This is a genomic window from Kribbella sp. CA-293567 (assembly GCF_027627575.1).
Lineage (GTDB): Bacteria > Actinomycetota > Actinomycetes > Propionibacteriales > Kribbellaceae > Kribbella.
In genome coordinates, this window is the sequence record NZ_CP114065.1 from 1493867 (window position 1) to 1513616 (window position 19750).

The following is a 19750-nucleotide window of genomic DNA, read 5'->3' on the forward strand; positions in this document are numbered from 1 at the left end:
CCGGTCATCCGCGCAGCGTCAGCACGATCAGTACAACGTTGAGGGCCGTGACGGCGGTGGCGACCAGGCATGCGGTGAGAGTAGTCGGCAACCGGTTGACAAGGTCGCCCATGACGCGCCGGGAGGCGGTGAGTCTGACCAGCGGCCACAGCGCGCACGGGATGCCGAAGCTCAGCACGACCTGCGAAACCACCAGTGCCCGGCTCGGGTCGATGCCGATCGCCAGGATGAGCAGCGCGGGCGCCAGGGTGATCAGGCGCCGGACCGCGAGCGGGACGTGCCGCTTCCAGAAGCCGTCGAGAATCACCGATCCGGCGTAGGTGCCGACCGAGGACGAGGCGAAACCGCTCGCCAGCAGGGCGAGCGCGAACAGCAGCGCTGCCAGCTCCCCGAGCCGGTCACCGATCGCCGCATGGGCGGCGTCCAGCGAGTCGGCGCCACTGCCCTTCAACGCGGCGGCCGCGAGCACGACCATGGCCAGGTTGACCGCGCCGGCCAGGGCCATCGCGACGGCGACGTCCAGCCGGGTGGCCCGTAGTACTCGCTGCTTGCCCTTCTCGGAACGGATCGACTTCCCGTGCCGGTCCGTGACGAGCGCGCCGTGCAGCCAGATCGCGTGCGGCATCACGGTGGCACCGAGCATGCCGGCCGCCAGGACCAGGGACTGTGTTCCGTCCAGCCGGGGCACCAGACCGCCGACGATGCCGGCGGCGGACGGCTGCGACTGCACCGTCGAGACCACGAACCCGATCAGTACGACGGCGAGCAGTCCGACGATCGCCGCCTCGAACGGCCGCTGTCCCCGTTGGGACTGGTAGATCAGCAAGGCGAACGAGACCGCTCCGGTGATCGCGCCGCCGAGCAGCAGCGGGATCCCGAACAGCAGGTTCAGCGCGATGGCGCCACCGACCACCTCGGCCAGGTCGGTCGCGATCGCGACCAGCTCGGCCTGGGCCCACAGGCCGGTCGAGGTGGACCTGCGGAAGTGCGCCCGGCACAACTGCGGCAGCGTCAGCCCGGTCGCGATACTCGCCTTGGCCGCGAGGTACTGGACCAGGACGGCCATCAGGTTCGCGCCGACGACCACCCAGCAGAGCAGGTAGCCGTACGTCGCGCCGGCGGCGACGTTCGTGGCGAAGTTGCCCGGGTCGACGTACGCGACCGCTGCCACGAAGGCAGGGCCGAGCATCAACAGACCCGAGCGATTCAGCTGTCGCCGCAGCGGTGCCGGTGCATACATGAGAAGCAGTCTGTACCCCGGCGCGGAGGGATCAACCGTGGGTTTCTACGGCTGGATCAGCCCCAGGACCACCGGACGTCGAGGGAGACCTCGATCTTCTGATCGCCCGGAGTGACGGAGAGCTCGGAGGCGTAGGCGTCGGAGGCCTTGCCCGCGGCGGCCTGCAGCTGGAAGGGCGCGTGACTGTAGCTCTCGGCAACGGCCGCGATCGGGCCGAGCGACTGCCCCGACAACTCGGCCAGCTGGGCCGCCTTCTGGCTGGCCTGGCGGAAGGCGAGCTCGCGGGCCTGTTCGATCAGCGGTTGCTTGTCCGCGATGTCGAACTGCAGCTGGTCCAGCCCGAGACTGTTGCCTGCGGCATCCACCGCGGCGTTCAGCAGCCGCCCGAAGCCGGTCAGGTCCCGGGTCGTCACGGTCAGCGAGTGCGAGGCCCGGTAGCCCGCCACCGACATGCCGTCGGCGTACTGCGGGAAGACGTTGACCGAGCTGGTCTCGATGTCGTCGGCGGCGACCCCCTGCGCACGCAGCGCGGCGTGCACCAGGTCGGTTCGCTCGGCCACCTGCCGGACGGCGGCGGCCACGTCGGGCGCGTCGTGCCCGACGTTCAGCGTCAGCCGCAGCAGATCCGCCGGGGCGGTGGTCTGCCCGGTCCCGGTGACAGTGATCCCAGAGTCCATGTCCGCCAGTCTGCCAGGTGGGTGGATGAGAGATCTGTAATGTTCGGCTCATGCGGTTCTTCGGGAGGGATCGCAGACTTTGAGGATGCGATCTCCACGCGTGGTCTACGGGCTCGTCGCCGCGATGCTCGCGGTGGCCGGCTTCGTGCTGCCCCGCTACCTGGCCGACCGGTCGGTTCCCGACCTCGGCGACACGGTCGTCATCCCGGCCGGATCGAGCGCTTCGGTCCCACCCGGCGGCCCACCGACCGCGGGTCCGCCGACTGCCGGGCCGACGACCGTCGATCCGACCCTGCCGGGCGCCGACCCGGTCTCGCCGCGACCTGCCCGGACGGCCGGGGACGACGACCGGGACGATGCCGACGACCTGGACGACCTTGACGACGATGACTGACCGGTGGCCCGGTTGAGGCGGCCGGTGATCAGTGCCCGGCTGCGGATCATCTCCTGGATGCTCGGAGTGCTCGTCCTGGCACTGGGCGCCGTCGTCTTCATGACCTGGCAGGTGCTGGCGGCCCGCGCCGACTCCGCCGCCGACAAGGAGCTCGGGCACGAGGCGACCAAGTTCCGCACCTATGCGGCGTCCCCCGCGGCCGCGGCCTACGCCACTCCCGAGAAGCTGCTGGAGCACTACCTGCAGCTCAACCAGCCCAACGACTCCGAGACGTTCTTCAGCATCGTCGACGGGCGCCCCTTCCGGCGCGGCCACGGCTCGCCGCCGGCGCGACTCGACCTCGATCCGGCCTTCGTCCAGCGGGTCGCCGGCGCCACCGGACCGGCGTACGGGTGGGCCGACAGCGTCGCGGGCAAGGTCCGGTACGCCGTACTGCCGGTGCGGACCGGCACGCAACCCGTCCGGGCGCAGCTGGTGGTGCTCGAGTTCCGCGATGTGCTCGCCAAGCCGTCGCGGGACGCGGCGCGAGCGCTGGCCATCATCGGCGCGATCACGCTCGCCCTGGCCGGGGGCGCCTGCTGGCTGGTGACGGGCCGGGTGCTGGCGCCGATCCGGCAGTTGCGCGGTACGGCCGAACAGATCGGTGAGTCCGACCTGCGCCGCCGGATCGAGGTGGTCGGCAACGACGACGTCGCGCAGCTGGCCGGGACCTTCAACACGATGCTGGACCGGCTGGAGGTCGCGTTCGTGGCGCAACGGGAGTTCGCCGACAACGCCGGGCACGAACTGCGGACCCCGATCACGGTGATCCGCGGCCATCTGGAACTGATGGGCGACGACCCGGTGGAACAGGCGGAGACCAAGGCGCTGGTGCTGGACGAGCTGGCCCGGATGAACCGGATGGTCGACGACCTGCTGGTGCTGGCCAAGAGCGACCGGCCCGACTTCCTCGCGCCGGCCGAGGTCAACCTGACCGAGCTGGTGGTCGAGGTGGTCGCGAAGGCGCGGCCACTGGCCGAGCGGACCTGGCGGGTCGACGAGACCGCCGACGTGGTGATCGTCGCCGACGGGCAGCGGTTGACGCAGGCGCTGATGCAGCTGGTGTCGAACGCGGTCCGGCACACCGGGGACGGGGACCGGATCGCGGTCGGCGCGCGGGTGGCCGCGGGGCAGGTGGTGCTGTGGGTCGCCGACTCGGGCACCGGGATCAAGGCCGAGGACGCCGAGCGGATCTTCGAGCGGTTCGTCCGCGGCGACGACCAGACCCGGACCGAGGGTGCCGGGCTGGGGTTGTCGATCGTCCGCTCGATCGCCCGGGCGCACGGCGGCGACGTACGGGTGGTGCCGCAGGCAGGCCCGGGCGCGCGGTTCGAACTGACTCTCCCGGAGGTGCACTGATGGACCGGATCCTGATCGCCGAGGACGAGGAGCGGATCGCGTCGTTCGTCGAACGCGGGCTGCGCGGCAACGGCTTCGTGACCACCGTGGTCGGTGACGGCGAGACGGCGTACTCGGAAGCCGTCAGTGGCAGCTACGACCTGCTGGTGCTCGACATCGGGCTGCCCCGGGTCGACGGCTTCACCGTGCTGCGACGGTTGCGCGAGGCAAGGGTCACGATGCCGGTGGTGATCCTGACCGCCCGCGACTCCGTCGGCGACACGGTGGCCGGTCTGGAAAGCGGCGCGGACGACTACCTGGCCAAACCCTTCGCCTTCGAGGAACTGCTGGCCCGGATCAGGCTCCGCCTCCGCAGCGACGGCACCGGCACCGCGGACACCAACGTCCTGCAGGTCGGCGACCTGGGCCTCGACCTCCGCACCCGCCGCGCCACCGTCGACGGCCGCTCGGTCGACCTGACGGCCCGCGAGTTCCTCCTCGCCGAGGTCTTCTGCCGCCACCCCGACCAGGTCCTCACCCGCGAACAACTCCTCTCCCAGGTCTGGGGCTTCGACTTCGACCCCGGCTCCAACGTCGTCGACGTCTACATCCGCTACCTGCGCCGAAAACTCGGCCAGGACCGGATCCAGACCATCCGAGGCATGGGCTACCGCCTGAAGCCCTAGGCCGCGGCGCTCAGCCCGGGACGTTGCGCCGCGCCACCTCCAACAGCCGGGCCGCCCATTCCACACTCTTGCTCGCATCCGCCGCGGAGATCGATTCCGCCTGGTACTGCGATCTCGACTTCAGCCTCAACAACCGCGAGAAGGTACTGCTGACCTCACGCCCGGCCGGCCCTGTCGCCTTCAACTCCGTGACGGCCTCCGCATGGTTGTCGGCCTTCCGCGTCCTGCCGGTCAGCGCCAGACAGATCGCGTCCTTCGAGTTGATCCCGGAGGTGACGGCACTCGAAGTGGCCGCGTTGAAGAGCTCCAGGTCATTGGTCAGTTGAGCTGCTTCGAGGAACTCCCGCGCTTTGGTGAGGTGAGCTCGGGCGTTGTCCAGTGCCGTCATCAAGCGGTCTTCCGGGTCAGGGTCTGATGGGGTGGGGTGCCGGCGACGGGGACGGCGTCGCGGCGGAGTTCGGTGACGAGGCGTTCGCGGCGGCGTACCAGCCGCTGAAGTTCGGTGCTGCTGTACTCGACGATCTCGCACGGATTGCCGGTCCAGCGGGTGGCATGCTCGGCGAGAGTCTCGAGCTGCGTCAGCCAGCGCGGATCGGAGTCGGAGACCTCGTCCGGGCGCACCACCAAGATGTCGATGTCGCTGTCGGGCCCACCCTGGCCGCGAGAGGTCGAGCCGAAGAGCCAGACCGCCGCGGCGGGCACCTCCCAGGTCTCTGCCTCTGCCTGGAGCCGACTGATGAAGAGTTCACGGAGGCTCGCCAGCTCGCTGATCGCAGCCGCGGCAAGGTGTTCCCGGTTCATCGTGTAGAGCTTCGCGCGCCCGGCCGGCTCAACGAACACCAAACCGCTGCGCACCAGGCCGTCGAGAACCTTCTGTACGCCGCTGTAGCTCGCCGGCGGATGGAGCAGGCCTGCCAAAGCGCGACCGGTCAGCGCCCGCTCGGTCTTCACCAGCACGCCGAGCACCCGCCCGTGAAGCCCGGGAAACGCCGCTGACAGCGGATCCGAGAACTGCATACGAACACCTCCTCATGACCACTATATCGGTCATGTGCCCACTTGAGTGGTCACATGACCACTGAAGTGGGCGATCGCCGATGCCGTCTTGTCGGAACGGTGGTGGCGAGTGACGATGCTGGGATGAGTCTGCCTTCGTATGCGTCCGGGGTGTCCGAGGTTTCGTTGCTGGGGGAGACGATCGGGGAGAACCTCAGGCGGACGGTCGCGGAGTACGGCGGCCGGGAGGCGCTGGTCGAGGTGGTCAGCGGGCGGCGGTGGACCTATGCGGAGTTCGGGGCGGCGGTCGACGAGTTCGGGCGGGGGTTGATGGCGCGGGGGATCGGCAAGGGGGACCGGGTCGGGATCTGGGCGCCGAACTGTGCGGAGTGGACGATCACCCAGTACGCGTCGGCCGCGATCGGGGCGATCCTGGTCAACATCAACCCGGCGTACCGGACGCACGAGTTGGCCTACGCGCTGAACCAGTCCGGGGTGAAGCTGCTGATCTCGGCGACCGAGTTCAAGACCAGTGACTACCGCCGGATGGTCGACGAGGTGCGGGCGGACTGCCGGGCGCTGGAGGACGTCGTCTACATCGGTACGCCGGACTGGGACGCCGTCGTCGAGGCGGCCGGGCGGATCAGCCAGGAAGCGCTGGACGAACGCGCGAGCCGGTTGAGCTTCGACGACCCGATCAACATCCAGTACACCAGCGGCACCACCGGCTTCCCCAAGGGCGCGACGCTGAGCCACCACAACATCCTCAACAACGGCTTCTTCGTCACCGAGACGATCGGCTTCGGCCCGGACGACCGGCTCTGCATCCCGGTGCCGTTCTACCACTGCTTCGGGATGGTGATGGCCAACCTCGGCTGCACCACCCACGGTGCCTGCATGGTCATCCCCGGCCCGGCTTTCGATCCGGCCGCGACCCTGCAAGCGGTTCAGGACGAGCGCTGCACCGGCCTGTACGGCGTACCGACGATGTTCATCGCCGAACTGGGCCTGCCGGACTTCGCCTCCTACGACCTGACCTCGCTGCGAACCGGCGTGATGGCCGGCTCGCCCTGCCCGGTCGAGGTGATGAAGCGCTGCGTCGCCGACATGCACATGGCCGAGGTGGCGATCTGCTACGGCATGACCGAGACGTCCCCGGTCTCCACCCAGACCCGCCGCGACGACGACCTGGACCGCCGGACCTCGACCGTCGGCCGCGTCATGCCGCACGTCGAGGTCAAGCTCGTCGACCCCGCGACCGGCCTCGTCGTACCCCGCGGCGAACCGGGCGAACTCTGCACCCGCGGCTACTCCGTCATGCTCGGCTACTGGGACGACCCCGAGAAGACCACCGAAGCGATCGACGCGGCCCGCTGGATGCACACCGGCGACCTCGCGGTGATGCGCGACGACGGCTACGTGAACATCGTCGGCCGGATCAAGGACATGGTCATCCGCGGCGGCGAGAACGTCTACCCCCGCGAGATCGAGGAGTTCCTCTACACCCACCCCGGCATCGCCGACGTCCAGGTGATCGGCGTACCGGACGCCCGGTACGGCGAGGAGCTCTGCGCCTGGATCAAGCTCAAGGACGGCGCGCCATCCCTCGACGCCGCCGCGGTCAAAGAGTTTGCCTCCGGCAAGCTTGCGCACTACAAGATCCCGCGCTACGTGCTCCTGGTCGACGACTTCCCGATGACCGTCACCGGCAAGATCCGCAAGGTGGAAATGCGCGAGAAGTCGCTCGAGTTGCTTGGACTGAAGTAGCCGCCGCACCGGGCACCACACCTCAGCCGAGCGGCGGGTCACCTGAACGCGGGTTGTGGGCACATCGCTTCAGCCCCAGATATGAGTACGGGCGGGGCTACACCCAAGCATCTATCGAACGGCAGCCAAAGCGGCTGAGTCCTCGTCGCCGAAGGTGTCTTCCAGTTTCTCGGGGGAGTAGTCGAGGTCGATGCCGGTCACGTCGGCGCCGACGGCGGACTCGATGGCGCCGAGGCGGCGGGTCGCGCGGTCGCCGGCGTACGTCATCAGGGCGGTCGGGTCGATCTCCGGCGGGACCTGCGTCATGTTGTCGAGGGCCCACTGGATCTGGGTGAGCGCGTGCGGGAGCAGGTCTTCCATGGTGTCGGTGACGACCTGCCAATTGGAGCGGTCGGCGGCGATGTGGCGGCGGCAGGTGAAGGTGCCCCAGGCCATGTGGCGGCGTTCGTCGTCGCCGATGCGGCGGACGAGTTCCTGCATGCCGGGGAGGATGCCGCGAGCGGTGCAGAGCAGGTTCCAGGCGTGGTAGCCGGTGAGGGCCAGCGTGCCTTCCACCACGTGGTTGTAGGTGACCGAGGCCTTCACCTGGTTGGCCGGGGACGGGTCGTCGGCCAGTGACTTCAGCGCGACCGGCAGTGCCTCGTAGAAGATCGCGCGGTAGCCGGGGTTGTGCTCGATGTACCCGTGCAGGTCGTGCTTGACGCCGACCGCGTCCAGCCACATCCGGAAGACCGCGGTGTGCTTGGCCTCCTCGAAGCAGAACTGGGTCAGGTACATCTCGTCGCCCAGCCGGCCCTCCGCGGCCATCGCGGCCAGGAACGGCTGGATGTCCTCGGTCACCGCCTCCTCGCCGGCGATGAACTGCGCGCACAGCATCAGTGCGGCTTCCCGTTCGTTGTCGGTGAAGTTCTGCCAGTCGATCGCGTCCTGGCTGAAGTCGATGTCCCGCGGGTTCCAGAACTTGCTGTTGCCCTTGTCGAACAGCCGCAGCGGCAGCGAGTCCCAGTTCAACCCGCCTTCCCGCAACGAGTTGAAACCCTGCCGGTGCAGAGGGTTGGTTCGAGGGGGATTGGCCGTCATCACTACCTCCTGGTGGTCAAAAAGGGACCGAGCACCCGCGCGACCTGATCGGCCACCACGGCCGGGGCCGCGCCGGGGTTGACGATGTGACTCAGCACCAGCCGCAACGCGACGTCCACGCAAGTGGCAGAGTCATCGGCCGGTACTGCGGGCCAGTGCTCGCGCACGTGCGCGTCGAGCCGCTGGTGGCACAGTTCGAGCACCTGCTGCCCCCGCGTGGTCAGCAGTTGACTTGCCTGGTCGGAGCCGGGCTGACTCAGCGCAGCCTTCACCAGCGGGTTGTCCGAGGCGAGACTCAGGGCGCGCTCGACCGCGGCTCGCAGGCCGTCGATCGGATCGGGGTGTGCGGCCAAGGCGTCGTTCACGTCGACCAGGAACCGCTCGGTCTCCCGAACCGCGACGGCCTGCAGTACGCCCCACTTGTCGCCGAACTCGTTGTAGACGGTCTGCCGGGACACCCCGGTACGCCGCCCGACGTCGGCCATCCGCAGGCCGTCGTACCCACCGGCGACGACCGCGTCGTACGCCGAGTCGAGCAGTTCGTCACGCAGCCGACGTTTGGTCCGCTCGGCGAAGGAGTCCACGCGACTCAGGGTTTACATCTGAAACCATAATGTCAAGGGGTCAGGCGTCGAGGTCGAAACTGTCAAGTCCTGACCGAGCGCGCTGACAGTTGCCGAGGCAGGAAGAAGTAGAGTTGAGGACGTGTCAACCGCCGAGATTCAGCCCAGCTCCTTGACCACCGACGTGCCTGAACTGGTGGTCGGGTTCGACCTGGACATGACGCTGATCGACTCCCGGCCGGGCATCAAGGCGGTCTGGGACCTGCTGGTGGCCGAGACCGGCGCGGCGATCGACACGGAGCTCGTGGTGAGCCGGCTCGGGCCGCCGCTGAGCTGGGAGATGGCCCACTGGTTCCCCGCTGACCAGATCGACGCGATGATCGCGCGGTACCGCGAGGTCTACCCGAACTACGCGATCACCGGCAGCCTGCCGCTGCCCGGGGTCGAGGAGTCGTTGGCCACGGTGCGGGCGCTGCGCGGTCGCACGGTAGTGGTGTCGGCGAAGTACAAGCCCAGTGTCGAGCTGCACCTCGATCACCTCGGTCTGGACATCGACGAGCCGGTCGGCGACCTGCACGGCGCCGACAAGGGCATTGCGCTGCGGGAGCATCAGGCGACCATCTATGTCGGCGACCACACCGCTGACATCGACGGAGCGCGTGCGGCGGGAGCAGTGGCGGTGTCGGTGGCCACTGGCCCGTTCACGGCCGACGAGCTGCGTGCGTACGGAGCGGACGTCGTACTGAACGACCTGACCGAGTTTCCGGCCTGGCTGGACGCCTATGTGCTCGAGCAGCGGCTGGAAGCGCTCATGGAGCGGCTCGCCGGTTACCCGAGCCTGGTGGTCGCCTTCAGCGGCGGTGCCGACTCTGCCTTCCTGCTGGCCGCCGCGGCCCGAGCAATCGGCCCGGCCAACGTCGTAGCGGCCACGGCTGTCAGCCCGAGCCTGCCGGTGGCTGAGCTGGAGCCGGCCGCTCGCTTCGCGGACAGCATCGGCGTACGCCATGTCACGCCGCACACGCACGAGATGGACCGCGAGGGCTACCAGGCCAACGCCGGTGACCGCTGCTACTTCTGCAAGGCGGAGCTGGTGGAGACGCTGCAGCCGATCGCGGACGAGTTCGGTATCGCGGCGATCGCCACCGGGACCAACGCCGACGACGCGATCGCCGGCTTCCGGCCGGGGATCAAGGCGGCCTTCGAGCGGGGTGCGATCACCCCGCTGCGCGACGCGCGCCTGACCAAGGCCCAGATCCGGGAGGCCTCCCGCAGCTGGGGGCTGGAGACCTCGGACAAGCCGGCCGCGGCCTGCCTGTCGAGCCGGATCGCGTACGGGATCCGGATCACGCCGAACCTGCTCGCCCGGGTGGACCGCGCCGAGCAGGCGGTCCGCGACCACCTCACGCCGTACGGCGTGGAGAACGTCCGGGTCCGCGATCTGGGCGAGTCGGCCAGCATCGAGATCGACGCCGCCCTGCTCGGCACGGTCGACAACGCGGCGCTGGTCGAACTGGTCCGCGCCGAGGGCTTCGCGGCCGCCGCGGTGGACGCCCGGGGCTTCCGCTCCGGCTCCATGAACGAGCGGCTGGCCAACCCCGACCGCTACCGCTGACCCCGGCCGCCCGCCGGGCGGCAGCGCGGTGCCGGGTGGTGGCGACGATTACGAGACCGATGGGTGCGGAATCGTTGCCTCATCAGATAGTTTCCAGAGGCGGGGGCCTCCGGGTTCACGTACGCTGGGTAATCGGCCCGGATGCAGCTCGTCCGGTCCGATCTCCGTCCTGTTCCGTCGATTAACTCCGAAGAGGTTCCCGTGCCTGTTGGCAAGGTCAAGTGGTATGACTCCGAGAAGGGGTTCGGCTTCCTCAGCAAGGAGGAGGGCGGGGACGTCTATGTCCGTGCGGAGGCGCTGCCGGCCGGAGTGGCCAACCTCAAGCCGGGGCAGAAGGTCGAGTTCGGCGTCGTCGAGGGCCGCAAGGGTGAGCAGGCGCTGCAGGTCCGGCTGATCGACCCGCCGCCGTCCGTGGCGAAGGCGATGCGCCCGAAGCCGGAGGACATGGCACTGGTGATCGAGGACCTGATCAAGCTCCTCGACAACATCGGTGAGGGCTACCGCCGCGGCCGCCACCCCGATAACAAGGCCGCCCGCGGCGCCGCCACGGTCCTGCGCGGCGTCGCCGACAAACTCGACGTCTGAGCCGGATCACACCTCGCACGGCAAGCCCACCAGCGAGCTTGCCGTGCTACTCAATTCGAACGAGGCCGCGGTCAGCGCGGTGGACGCCGCCGGCGGAACGGGTTGCGCCGACCGGATGCTTCCGAGGACCGGTCAGCTGAGGCAGCGGGGCGCGGAGGCTGGTTCTCCTGGGTCTTCTCGGTGGCCCAGGTGGCTTCTTCGACCACTGTGTCGTCGGCGTCCTCGTCGGGCTGGCCGCTCCACCAGCGGCCGCTCGGTGGCGGCGTAGCCGGCCGTACGCCGGGACCGACGTCGGGGCGGCTTTCGTCGCGCGGGCGTACGGCGCTGGTGTCGCCGCGCGGTTCAGCCGCGGGCGGATCGACGCGGAACTCCACTGTCGGCTCGCTGACCGTGGGACTCGCGGCGGTGCGGGCTCGGGTCGCGCGGCGTTCGGCGACCGATTCCGGTTCGCTGGTCAGGATGGTGCGGGTGATGCCTGGTTCGTGAGTGGCAGGGTGGCCGCTCGCCTCGTGAACCGTGCGGGTCTCGTGGTGTTCCGACGGCACGACCGCCGTACTGCGGGGTCCGGGATCGTCGCTGCTCGGCGTGCGTGGCGGTGCCGGGGTGTGTGGCGCCGGAGCATGTGGTGACGGCTTCTGGCGTAGTACGAAGAACACCGCGACGGCGAGCACCGCGGCGAGGAAGCCGAAGCCGAGTCGCGGGATCAGCGGCAGCAGGATGCCGCAGCCGCCACCGATCACCCAGGACAGCTGCAGCACTGTCTCCGACCGTGCGAACACCGACGTCCGCACGGTCTCCGGTACGTCGCGCTGGATCATCGCGTCCAGCGACAGCTTGCCCAGTGAACTGCACAACCCCGCGACCAGTCCGAGCACGATCAGCAGCGGGAACCCGTAGAACACCGCGACCGCGACCGCGACGATCGCGTCCGCGAGCAGCACAACCAGCACCACCGCCTCGGGTTTACGGGCCTTGAGCAACGATCCGGTGAGGGTGCCGAGGCTGTTCCCGATCCCGGCCGCCGCGATCACCGCGCCGGCCGCCAGCGCGCCGTCGATCCCGCTGATCGGTTTGTCGCGCAGCAGGAACGCGAGGTACATGGTCAGGAAGCCCGACACGAACCGCAGTCCGAGGTTGCAGCGGATGCCTCGCGACACCGCGGCAGTGATCGCCCGGCGCCGGGCCTCGCGCCCCGCCGTACCGGTCATCTCCTCGCCCGCCGGCGAGTCGACCCGTGACGGCAGCCGGATCGCGAGCACCAGGCCGACCGTGTAGACCAGCGCGGCCCAGCGCAGCGACCACTGTGGCCCGATCGCGGCGAACGCTCCCGCGATGCCGGCGCCGACGGTCGCGCCGGCCACACCGGCGAGCGAGATGCGCGAATTGGCGGTGACGAGGTCGACGTTCTTCGGCAGCAGCCGCGGTACCGCGGAAGCCCGGGTGACGCCGTACGCCTTGGATGCGACCAGACAGCCGAGGGCGGCCGGATACAACCAGGCGGAGCTGTTGTGGATCGAGGCGGCGAGACTCCAGACCAGGAACCCGCGCAACCCGAGCGTCGCGCCGATCGCCCAGCGCCGGCCGTGCCGGAACCGGTCGAGCACCGGACCGATCAGCGGTGCCATCAACGCGAACGGCGCCATCGTCAGCAGCAGGAACAGCGCAACCCGGTCCCGGGCCTGCGAACTCGGTACGGCGAAGAACACCGTCCCTGCCAGCGAGACCGCGAAGGCGGTGTCCCCGGCGGCGTTGACGAAGCCGAGCTCGATCAGCCGCGACAGCCCGGACTCGCGAGCTCCCTGCGCGCCGGTCAGCCCACGGATCCGCCGCCCGGTCGCCTTGCCGGCCCGGCCGGTCACCCCGGCGGTCTTCTTCGACACACTGGCGAAGCCGGCCGCCCCGACCTTCGAGGCCTGCCCGACCTTCTTCCCCGCGGCGCCGACCTTCTTGCCGGCGCTGCCAAGCCGCTCCCCGGTACGCCGCTGCTTCCCGCCACCGCCCGGCTTGCCGCCACCACCCTGCCCGCTAGCACTCTGCCGACCAGTGCTGCTCGGCCCGCCACCACCGCTCGGCCCGCCACCGTTCTGCCCGCCAGCACCCTGCCGACCAGTGCTGCTCTGCCCGCCGCCGCTCTGCCGACCAGTGCTGCTCGGCCCGCCACCGCTCTGCCGGCCACCGCTGCTCTGCCCACCGGCGCCGCGCTCGCCTGAGCCCGGCCCACCGGAGGTCTCCGGGGCCGGACCCGTGCCGGGCTCGCGACCGCCTCCGGCGCCTTGGCGCGGGCGGTTCTCGGGGTCGGCACCGTTCATGTCACCATCCTGCCTTGTGCGGGGGACAGACCGGAGTTCTGACGCGGTTCGAATCGTGGCGGCGGGCGTGCGAGAATGACCGATTGTGACTCCCGTCAAGACTCCGGAACCGGTCCGCGCCAAGCCCGACGCCGTCTGCGTCGCGGCGGTCGAACCCGCCCGCGAGGCGGCGATCGTCGAGGCGGGCGCCGCTCAGGTCGGTGACCACCTCGGTCATTCGGTCGAGGGCGAGCGGCTCGTCACGCACTACTTCGCCTCGACCCACCCGGGGTACCGCGGCTGGCGCTGGGCGGTCACGCTGACCCGCGCCTCGCGGGCCAAGACCGTCACGATCAACGAGGTCGTGATGCTGCCGGGCGACGAGGCGATCGTCGGACCCGCGTGGGTGCCGTGGTCGGAGCGCGTCCAGCCCGGTGACCTCCGTCCCGGTGACCTGTTCCCGACGCTGCCGGAGGACCCGCGGCTCGAGCCCGGCTACACCGACACCGGCGCGGCCGACGAGGTGCTGGCCGTCGTCGACGAGCTCGGACTCGGTCGCGAGCGGGTGCTGTCGCCGATCGGCCGTGAGGAAGCAGCCGACCGCTGGTACGCCGGTGACTTCGGCCCGGCATCGGCGATCGCGCAGGCCGTTCCGTACAAGTGCTTCGCCTGCGGCTACTGGATCCGGCTGAACGACAGCCTCGGCCAGGCCTTCGGCGCCTGCACCAACGAGATGGCCCCGGGCGACGGCCGGATCGTCGCCTACGACTACGGCTGCGGAGCTCACTCCGACGCCGTGATCGACGCGCCCGACCACCCGTCGACCGAGCACGCCTTCGACACCACCGGGTACGACGACCTCACGATGCCGCGCCCCGACCCGCTGGCCGAGCCAACCGAGGCGCAGACCGAAGCACCGGCAGAGCCGGCCGAAGTACTGGCCGAGGTGCAGGCGGAGCTGGCCGAGGTGAAGGCCGAACTGGCCGACGTCCAGGCCGAGGTGGAGGAGGCCGACTCCGTCCAGGCCGAGGTCGAGGCTGCGGCCGAGCCCCCGTCGGACGACGAGGTCTACATGCCCACCGCCGAAGAGATCGCCGCGGAAGCGACCGCCAACTACTAGGCCGAACTACTGGGCCGAACTACTGGGCCGAACTACTGGGCGGAGTACGGCGGCCCAGTACTGAAGCCGAACCACCGGGTCCGCTGCCGGACCGGGGGCTCAGTCCTCGGTCGCGGGCCGGTGGCCGGCCTGGATGGCGGCCCAGCGGCGGCGGCAGTACAGCAGCCCGATCCAGCCGAGCCCGAAGCCCGCGACGGTGACCCACAACCACCACTCTTCGCCGCTCTTCTCCAACTCACCGCGGAAGATCAGCACCAGCACGAACGCGACCGCCCAGGCGACGATCCCGAAGATCACCGTGGGGATGCCGGACAGGTCCAACGGCTTGACCTCGGCGTGCACGATCTCCCCGCGAGCCAGCTGACTGGTCGGGTCGTTGCGCTTCTTCGACGCCGGCACCTGCTCCTGATCTGCCACAGCCCCACCTTAGGGTGTGTCTCCCAATTTCCGCCTACTGCGCGGCACTCTGCGCGGCACCTGCTCGCTACGGCGGAAATTGGGAGACACACCCAAGCCGTCCGATTCACTCGCCACGGGCCGACGTCACCTGACACGATGCCGTCATGAGCTCGCGACAGGGCGCCATCGCCCGCCCCGGTTCCGGTCCGCTCGATGCGTTCTTCCGGATCAGCGAACGCGGATCGACCCTCGGCCGGGAGATCCGCGGTGGCCTGGTCACCTTCTTCACGATGGCCTACATCGTGGTGCTGAACCCGCTGATCATCGGGTCGGTGAAGGACAGCACCGGTCAGTTCGTCGGTGGTGGCACCGACCAGGCGGTCGCGATCGCGAAGGTCGCGGTGGCCACCGCGCTGATCGCGGGGGTGGTCACCATCCTGATGGGGCTGGTCGCCAACTTCCCGCTGGCACTGGCCACCGGCCTCGGCCTGAACGCCTTCATCGCGTTCAGCGTCGCGTCCAAGATGACCTGGGCCGACGCGATGGGCCTGGTGGTGATCGAGGGCCTGATCATCCTGGTGCTGGTGCTGACCGGGTTCCGCCGGGCGGTCTTCGAGGCGGTGCCACAGCAGCTCAAGATCGCGATCAGCGTCGGCATCGGCCTGTTCATCGCCTTCATCGGCGTGGTCGACGCCGGTTTCGTCCGCCGGCCCGCGTCGGCAGGCGGCCCGCCGGTCGAGCTCGGTGTCGGCGGCAACCTTCGCGGCTGGCCGGTCCTGGTCTTCGTGATCGGCCTGGTGCTGATCATCACGCTCTACGCGCGCAAGGTGAAGGGCGCGATCCTGATCGGCATCCTGTTCGCGACGGTGCTCGCGATCGTGATCGAGGCGATCTTCGACATCGGCGGCCGTACCGAGACCAACCCCGGCGGCTGGGGTCTGAGCGTGCCGAAGCTGCCCGACTCCTGGTTCTCCACGCCCAACCTCGACCTGGTCGGCGAGTTCAACCTGTTCGGGTCGTTCGAAAAGGTCGGCCTGGTCTCCGCGCTGCTGCTGATCTTCACCCTGATGCTGGCCGACTTCTTCGACACGATGGGCACGATGACGGCGATCGGCGCCGAGGCCGGCCTGCTCGACCAGGACGGCAACCCGCCGAACTCGCAGCGGATCCTGGTCGTCGACAGCGTCGCCGCGGCCGCGGGCGGCGCCGCCTCGGTCTCCAGCAACACGTCGTACATCGAATCGGCCTCCGGTGTCGGTGAGGGCGCGCGGACCGGACTGGCCAGCGTGGTGACCGGGATCTGCTTCCTGATCTCGATGGTGGTCGCGCCACTGGTCACGCTGATCCCGTACGAGGCGGCCACCCCGGCGCTGATCCTGGTCGGTTTCCTGATGATGACCCAGGTCAAGGGGATCGACTTCGACGATCTGGAGCTGGCGATCCCGGCCTTCCTGACCATCATCCTGATGCCGTTCACCTACTCGATCTCGGCCGGGATCGGCGCCGGGTTCGTCTCCTACGTGCTGCTCAAGGTGGTCCGCGGCAAGGCCCGTCAGGTGCACCCGCTGATGTGGGTGGTCGCCGCCCTGTTCGTCGTGTACTTCGCCATCGGCCCGCTGCAGGACTGGCTCACCTGAGCTGGAAGCCGCTGATGACACCGCGAGAACTGCTAGAATGACAAGCGTCTGGGCTTCCCTCTTCAGGGCCGCCCAGACTTTTGTTTATGGACATCAGCGCATTTCCCGCCCAGTGGTCCCGGACCCGCCGTTTCTCCCTCGGCCTGCCCCGTGCCTTCACTCTGTCGCCCGACGGTCAGCGTGTGCTTTTCCTCCGTACCCGCGGGGCCGAGGACGCCACCAGTTGCCTCTGGCTCCTCGCCGGGACCGAGGAGCACCTGCTTGCCGCCCCTGAGTCGCTCGGCGAGGACGGCCCGCTCCCGCCCGCCGAGGCGGTCCGCCGCGAACGCGCCCGGGAGAGCGCGGCCGGCATCGTCGCCTACACGGCCGACGTGGAGCTGCGGACCGTCGCCTTCGCCCTGAACGGCGCCCTCTGGACGCTGACCCTGGACCCGTCCGCCGACTCCACGGCCGGTTCCGGGATCGGCTCCTCGGCGCAGCCCCAGTGCCGACCCACGGCCGGCCCGGTGGTCGACCCGCGCCTCGACCCCACCGGGCAACGGGTCGCCTACGTCACCGACGGATCGCTCCGGGTCCTGACTCTTGCTACGGGCAACGATCAGCTGGTTGCCTCCGACGACGACCCCGAGGTCACCTGGGGCCTGGCCGAACACGTCGCCTCCGAGTCCATGCATCGAACCAGGGGTCACTGGTGGTCCCCGGACGGCACCCACCTGCTCACCACCCGCGTCGACCTGACGCCAGTTCAGCGCTGGTGGATCGCCGACCCCGCCAACCCGGCTCGACCTCCGCGCGAGATCGCCTATCCCGCGGCCGGCACAGCCAATGCGCTGGTCTCACTCCACGCCTTCGACCTGACCGGCTCGAGCACCCGACTCCAGTGGGACAGTACGGCGTACGAGTACCTGGCCGCCGTTGCCTGGGATTCCCACGGCCCTCTCCTTGCCGTGCAGTCCCGCGACCAGCGCACTCTCCAGGTTCTCGCCGCCGACCCCAGTACCGGCCGGACGCACCTACTGCACGAGCAACGCGATCCCGCCTGGGTCGAGCTCGTCCCCGGCACTCCTGCTCGCACCGCCTCGGGCAAGCTCGTCCACCCCGAAGACCTGGGCGAAACCCGCCACCTGACGATCGACGGCCGACAGGTGACTCCCGAAGGCCTGCAGCTCCGCGAAGTCCTGGCCGTTCAAGGCGAGTCGGTCCTCTTCCTGGCCAGCAACGAGCCGACCGAGTCCCACCTCTGGCTCTATCAGCAAGAGACTCTTCACCAGCTCAGCGATGTCCCAGGCGCGTACGACGGTCTCCGGGCCGGCGGCACTCTTCTCCTCAGCTCCAACACGGAGGCAGGCCGCACATTCGTGGTACGGCGTGAAGGTCAACCGGATCACCCGATCGCCTCCCACCGCGCCACCCCAGTGGTCACCCCACGGATCACCTGGCTGCAAGCGGGAGACCTGAGGCTCCGCACGGCGCTCCTCCTCCCGTCCTGGTACCAGCCGGGCGTCACCAAGCTCCCAGTCCTAATGGCCCCGTACGGCGGCCCCGCCATGTCCCTCGTCCTCAAGGTCACCGCGCCCTGGTTCCACAAAGCTCAGTGGTACGCCGAAGCCGGATTCGCCGTCGTGATCGCCGACGGCCGCGGCACGCCGGGCCGGGGACCTGTCTGGGAGAAGACGGTCCACCGCGACACCCTGTCGGCACCGATCGCGGACCAGATCACCGCGTTGCACGCCGCAGCGGAGTACTCCCCGGATCTCGATCTGACCAGGGTCGGCATCACCGGCTGGAGCTACGGCGGCCTGCTCGCGGCCGCCGCCGTACTGCGCCGGCCGGACGTCTTCCACGCCGCGGTCTCCGGAGCGGCCCCCAGCGACCAGCGCCTCTACGACACGCATTGGCGCGAGCGCTTCCTGGGGCACCCGGACGAGCACCCGGAGGACTACGACCGCTCATCACCCATCAACGACGCCGCCAAGCTGGAGCGACCGCTCCTCCTGGTCCACGGTCTGGCCGACGACAACGTGATCGCCGCCCACACCCTGCGGTTCTCCGCCGCGCTGCTGGCCGCAGGTCGCCCGCACCAGGTCATGCCGCTGTCCAACGCGACCCATCGGGTCACCGACGAAGCCGCGGTCCGGGGACTGATGCTGCACGAGCTCGACTTCCTGAGGACCGCGCTACTCGCCGTGGGGGAGCAGCCGGGCACGTAGTTCGAGGTACTGGGTGCGGGCGGTGAACAGCGCGCGGAGCTCGGTGGTGACGTTGTCGAGGAAGTCGGTCCGGTACGTCGCGTCCGTCATCAGCGAGATCGAGTAGTACAGCCCGGTGAAGTTGGCGATGCCGACGGCAACCTTGACCAGGGCGGCGCTGATCAGCAAGGGGTGGCCGAGCAGCTCGAACCGGTGCGACCAGGCGCCGGGGTCGACGCCCCAGGACTCGTAGATCTCCCCGCTGATCGCGAGCAGGCCGAAGCCGACGAAGAACAGGCCGACGCCGGTGCTGACCACCAGCACCTGCATCCACTGGCGGATCACCAGGCTGACGCTCAGGTTGAGACGCTGGATCCGGCTGAGCGGCGGCTCGGATCCCGCCTCGAGCTCGATCTCGTCCAGCTCCTTCGGCAGCCGCAGCATCAGGAACAGGCTGCTGAGCAGCGTGAACGCGATCGCGGAGAAGGCGATGAACTCGACCGGCATGCCGGCGAAGACCTGCCACATCTCGGTGTTCACGAACAGTACGAGGGAGAACACGAGCAGCAACGGCAGCGCCCGGACCAGGCTGGTCACCGAGCCGGCCAGTTCGGTGCCGAGCCGGCGCAGGCCCCAGAACGTCGTACCGATCAGGCCGTAGCCGACCACCACGTAGATCACGCCGACCAGCAACAGGTTGCCGATGGCAACCCCGGCGAACTGCTTCCACTGGTTGTCGGTGATCACCGGCAGCAGGGCCGGCAGCAGCACGAAGACGGCCAGTTCCGGTGTGCCGAAACGGGTCGGGAAGGACCAGAACGGCCGCCGCCGGAAGCGGTTCAGCAGCCCGAAGCCGGTCAGCAGGATGGCCAGGCCGGCCAGGGCGGTGAGCAGATTGCGCTTGGTCGACCACTCGAACGAGGTGGCTCCGGTCAGCTCGAACAGGAAGACCAGCACCAGTACCGGGGTGGCCCGGCTGAAGATGTCGTGGGTCGGTGAGAAGTCCTCGATGAACAACGGCAGGCCGGCGCGCCGGAAGCGCTGCTCGTACCGCGCCAGCTCCGGTGGTGTCCCCATGCGCGGAACCCTAGGGCATCGGCGGTCCCACTCCCGGCGACCGGGGCTTTAGTTAGCAAAGGT

17 protein-coding genes and 1 pseudogene are annotated in these 19750 nt (G+C 69.4%); 9 read left to right on the plus strand and 9 right to left on the minus strand.

Going from position 1 to position 19750, the window contains the following annotated elements; translation table 11 throughout:
* Positions 1–4: 4 nt before the first annotated feature.
* Together OX958_RS07205 and OX958_RS07210 are read right to left on the minus strand one after the other, a co-directional pair.
* Positions 5–1240: an Nramp family divalent metal transporter gene (locus OX958_RS07205; protein ID WP_270136388.1), complete on the minus strand. Its 1236-nt coding sequence runs from the start codon at positions 1238–1240 to the stop codon at positions 5–7.
* A 56-nt stretch (positions 1241–1296) separates the two neighbouring features.
* On the minus strand, positions 1297–1917 hold the full coding sequence (locus OX958_RS07210; RefSeq protein WP_270136389.1) for an SIMPL domain-containing protein: 621 nt from the start codon (positions 1915–1917) through the stop codon (positions 1297–1299).
* A gap of 85 nt (positions 1918–2002) precedes the next feature.
* Between OX958_RS07210 and OX958_RS07215 the strand changes: the two genes are divergently transcribed.
* The 3 genes from OX958_RS07215 to OX958_RS07225 are packed head-to-tail and all read left to right on the plus strand — an operon-like array spanning position 2003 to position 4374.
* The gene (locus OX958_RS07215; protein WP_270136390.1) at positions 2003–2311 is read left to right on the plus strand and encodes a hypothetical protein; all 309 of its coding nucleotides are present in this window, start codon (positions 2003–2005) and stop codon (positions 2309–2311) included.
* A 3-nt stretch (positions 2312–2314) separates the two neighbouring features.
* Complete coding sequence (locus OX958_RS07220) at positions 2315–3709, plus strand: sensor histidine kinase (protein WP_270136391.1); 1395 nt, start codon at positions 2315–2317, stop codon at positions 3707–3709.
* The gene (locus tag OX958_RS07225) at positions 3709–4374 is read left to right on the plus strand and encodes a response regulator transcription factor (RefSeq protein WP_270136392.1); all 666 of its coding nucleotides are present in this window, start codon (positions 3709–3711) and stop codon (positions 4372–4374) included. Before OX958_RS07220 ends, OX958_RS07225 begins: the two co-directional genes overlap by 1 nt.
* Before the next feature lie 10 nt (positions 4375–4384).
* Here the strand turns inward: OX958_RS07225 and OX958_RS07230 are convergent, their stop codons facing one another.
* Positions 4385–4762, minus strand: coding sequence for a HEPN domain-containing protein (locus OX958_RS07230; protein WP_270136393.1), 378 nt, complete (start codon positions 4760–4762; stop codon positions 4385–4387).
* A complete protein-coding gene (locus OX958_RS07235; protein ID WP_270136394.1) occupies positions 4762–5391 on the minus strand; it encodes a nucleotidyltransferase domain-containing protein in 630 nt (209 codons plus the stop codon). The genes OX958_RS07230 and OX958_RS07235 overlap by 1 nt, the downstream gene beginning before the upstream one ends.
* Positions 5392–5514: 123 nt before the next feature.
* Between OX958_RS07235 and OX958_RS07240 the strand changes: the two genes are divergently transcribed.
* A complete protein-coding gene (locus tag OX958_RS07240; protein WP_270136395.1) occupies positions 5515–7137 on the plus strand; it encodes an AMP-binding protein in 1623 nt (540 codons plus the stop codon).
* 111 nt (positions 7138–7248) lie between these two features.
* Here OX958_RS07240 and OX958_RS07245 read toward each other — a convergent pair whose 3' ends face one another.
* Entirely contained in the window at positions 7249–8217 is a 969-nt protein-coding gene (locus tag OX958_RS07245) for a R2-like ligand-binding oxidase (RefSeq protein ID WP_270136396.1), read from the minus strand.
* Positions 8218–8219: 2 nt separating this feature from the next.
* Positions 8220–8801 carry a TetR/AcrR family transcriptional regulator gene (locus tag OX958_RS07250; protein ID WP_270136397.1) on the minus strand — a complete coding sequence of 194 codons (582 nt, stop codon included), beginning with the start codon at positions 8799–8801 and terminating at the stop codon, positions 8220–8222.
* A gap of 121 nt (positions 8802–8922) precedes the next feature.
* Here OX958_RS07250 and larE point away from each other — a divergent pair, with 121 nt between their 5' ends.
* The gene (larE, locus tag OX958_RS07255; protein ID WP_270136398.1) at positions 8923–10392 is read left to right on the plus strand and encodes an ATP-dependent sacrificial sulfur transferase LarE; all 1470 of its coding nucleotides are present in this window, start codon (positions 8923–8925) and stop codon (positions 10390–10392) included.
* Positions 10393–10593: 201 nt separating this feature from the next.
* Complete coding sequence (locus tag OX958_RS07260) at positions 10594–10977, plus strand: cold-shock protein (RefSeq protein WP_270136399.1); 384 nt, start codon at positions 10594–10596, stop codon at positions 10975–10977.
* 71 nt (positions 10978–11048) lie between these two features.
* On the opposite strand, the gene OX958_RS07265 is transcribed toward OX958_RS07260, so the two are convergent.
* Positions 11049–13286, minus strand: a complete 2238-nt coding sequence (locus OX958_RS07265) for an MFS transporter (RefSeq protein ID WP_270136400.1) — start codon at positions 13284–13286, stop codon at positions 11049–11051.
* 85 nt (positions 13287–13371) lie between these two features.
* Here OX958_RS07265 and OX958_RS07270 point away from each other — a divergent pair.
* Positions 13372–14124: pseudogene (locus tag OX958_RS07270) on the plus strand (DUF3027 domain-containing protein); the annotation flags it as partial.
* Positions 14125–14484: 360 nt separating this feature from the next.
* Here OX958_RS07270 and OX958_RS07275 read toward each other — a convergent pair.
* Positions 14485–14802 carry a DUF2530 domain-containing protein gene (locus OX958_RS07275; RefSeq protein WP_270136402.1) on the minus strand — a complete coding sequence of 106 codons (318 nt, stop codon included), beginning with the start codon at positions 14800–14802 and terminating at the stop codon, positions 14485–14487.
* Between the two features lie 146 nt (positions 14803–14948).
* On the opposite strand from OX958_RS07275, the gene OX958_RS07280 reads away from it, so the two are divergent.
* Together OX958_RS07280 and OX958_RS07285 are read left to right on the plus strand one after the other, a co-directional pair.
* The gene (locus OX958_RS07280) at positions 14949–16421 is read left to right on the plus strand and encodes an NCS2 family permease (RefSeq protein WP_270136403.1); all 1473 of its coding nucleotides are present in this window, start codon (positions 14949–14951) and stop codon (positions 16419–16421) included.
* An 86-nt stretch (positions 16422–16507) separates the two neighbouring features.
* The gene (locus OX958_RS07285; RefSeq protein WP_270136404.1) at positions 16508–18631 is read left to right on the plus strand and encodes a prolyl oligopeptidase family serine peptidase; all 2124 of its coding nucleotides are present in this window, start codon (positions 16508–16510) and stop codon (positions 18629–18631) included.
* On the opposite strand, the gene OX958_RS07290 is transcribed toward OX958_RS07285, so the two are convergent.
* Complete coding sequence (locus OX958_RS07290) at positions 18599–19687, minus strand: hypothetical protein (RefSeq protein ID WP_270136405.1); 1089 nt, start codon at positions 19685–19687, stop codon at positions 18599–18601. The genes OX958_RS07285 and OX958_RS07290 overlap by 33 nt on opposite strands.
* Between the last annotated feature and the right edge of the window lie 63 nt (positions 19688–19750).

Excerpts from the sequence above, each read along its gene's own strand:
- OX958_RS07245 (WP_270136396.1), bottom strand. The coding sequence starts at position 8,217 with ATGACGGCCAATCCCCCTCGAACCAACCCTCTGCACCGGCAGGGTTTC.
- OX958_RS07265 (WP_270136400.1), bottom strand. The coding sequence starts at position 13,286 with ATGAACGGTGCCGACCCCGAGAACCGCCCGCGCCAAGGCGCCGGAGGC.
- OX958_RS07210 (WP_270136389.1), bottom strand. The coding sequence starts at position 1,917 with ATGGACTCTGGGATCACTGTCACCGGGACCGGGCAGACCACCGCCCCG.
- OX958_RS07215 (WP_270136390.1), top strand. The coding sequence starts at position 2,003 with ATGCGATCTCCACGCGTGGTCTACGGGCTCGTCGCCGCGATGCTCGCG.
- OX958_RS07230 (WP_270136393.1), bottom strand. The coding sequence starts at position 4,762 with ATGACGGCACTGGACAACGCCCGAGCTCACCTCACCAAAGCGCGGGAG.
- OX958_RS07285 (WP_270136404.1), top strand. The coding sequence starts at position 16,508 with ATGGACATCAGCGCATTTCCCGCCCAGTGGTCCCGGACCCGCCGTTTC.
- OX958_RS07280 (WP_270136403.1), top strand. The coding sequence starts at position 14,949 with ATGAGCTCGCGACAGGGCGCCATCGCCCGCCCCGGTTCCGGTCCGCTC.
- OX958_RS07235 (WP_270136394.1), bottom strand. The coding sequence starts at position 5,391 with ATGCAGTTCTCGGATCCGCTGTCAGCGGCGTTTCCCGGGCTTCACGGG.
- OX958_RS07205 (WP_270136388.1), bottom strand. The coding sequence starts at position 1,240 with ATGTATGCACCGGCACCGCTGCGGCGACAGCTGAATCGCTCGGGTCTG.
- OX958_RS07290 (WP_270136405.1), bottom strand. The coding sequence starts at position 19,687 with ATGGGGACACCACCGGAGCTGGCGCGGTACGAGCAGCGCTTCCGGCGC.
- OX958_RS07240 (WP_270136395.1), top strand. The coding sequence starts at position 5,515 with ATGAGTCTGCCTTCGTATGCGTCCGGGGTGTCCGAGGTTTCGTTGCTG.
- OX958_RS07225 (WP_270136392.1), top strand. The coding sequence starts at position 3,709 with ATGGACCGGATCCTGATCGCCGAGGACGAGGAGCGGATCGCGTCGTTC.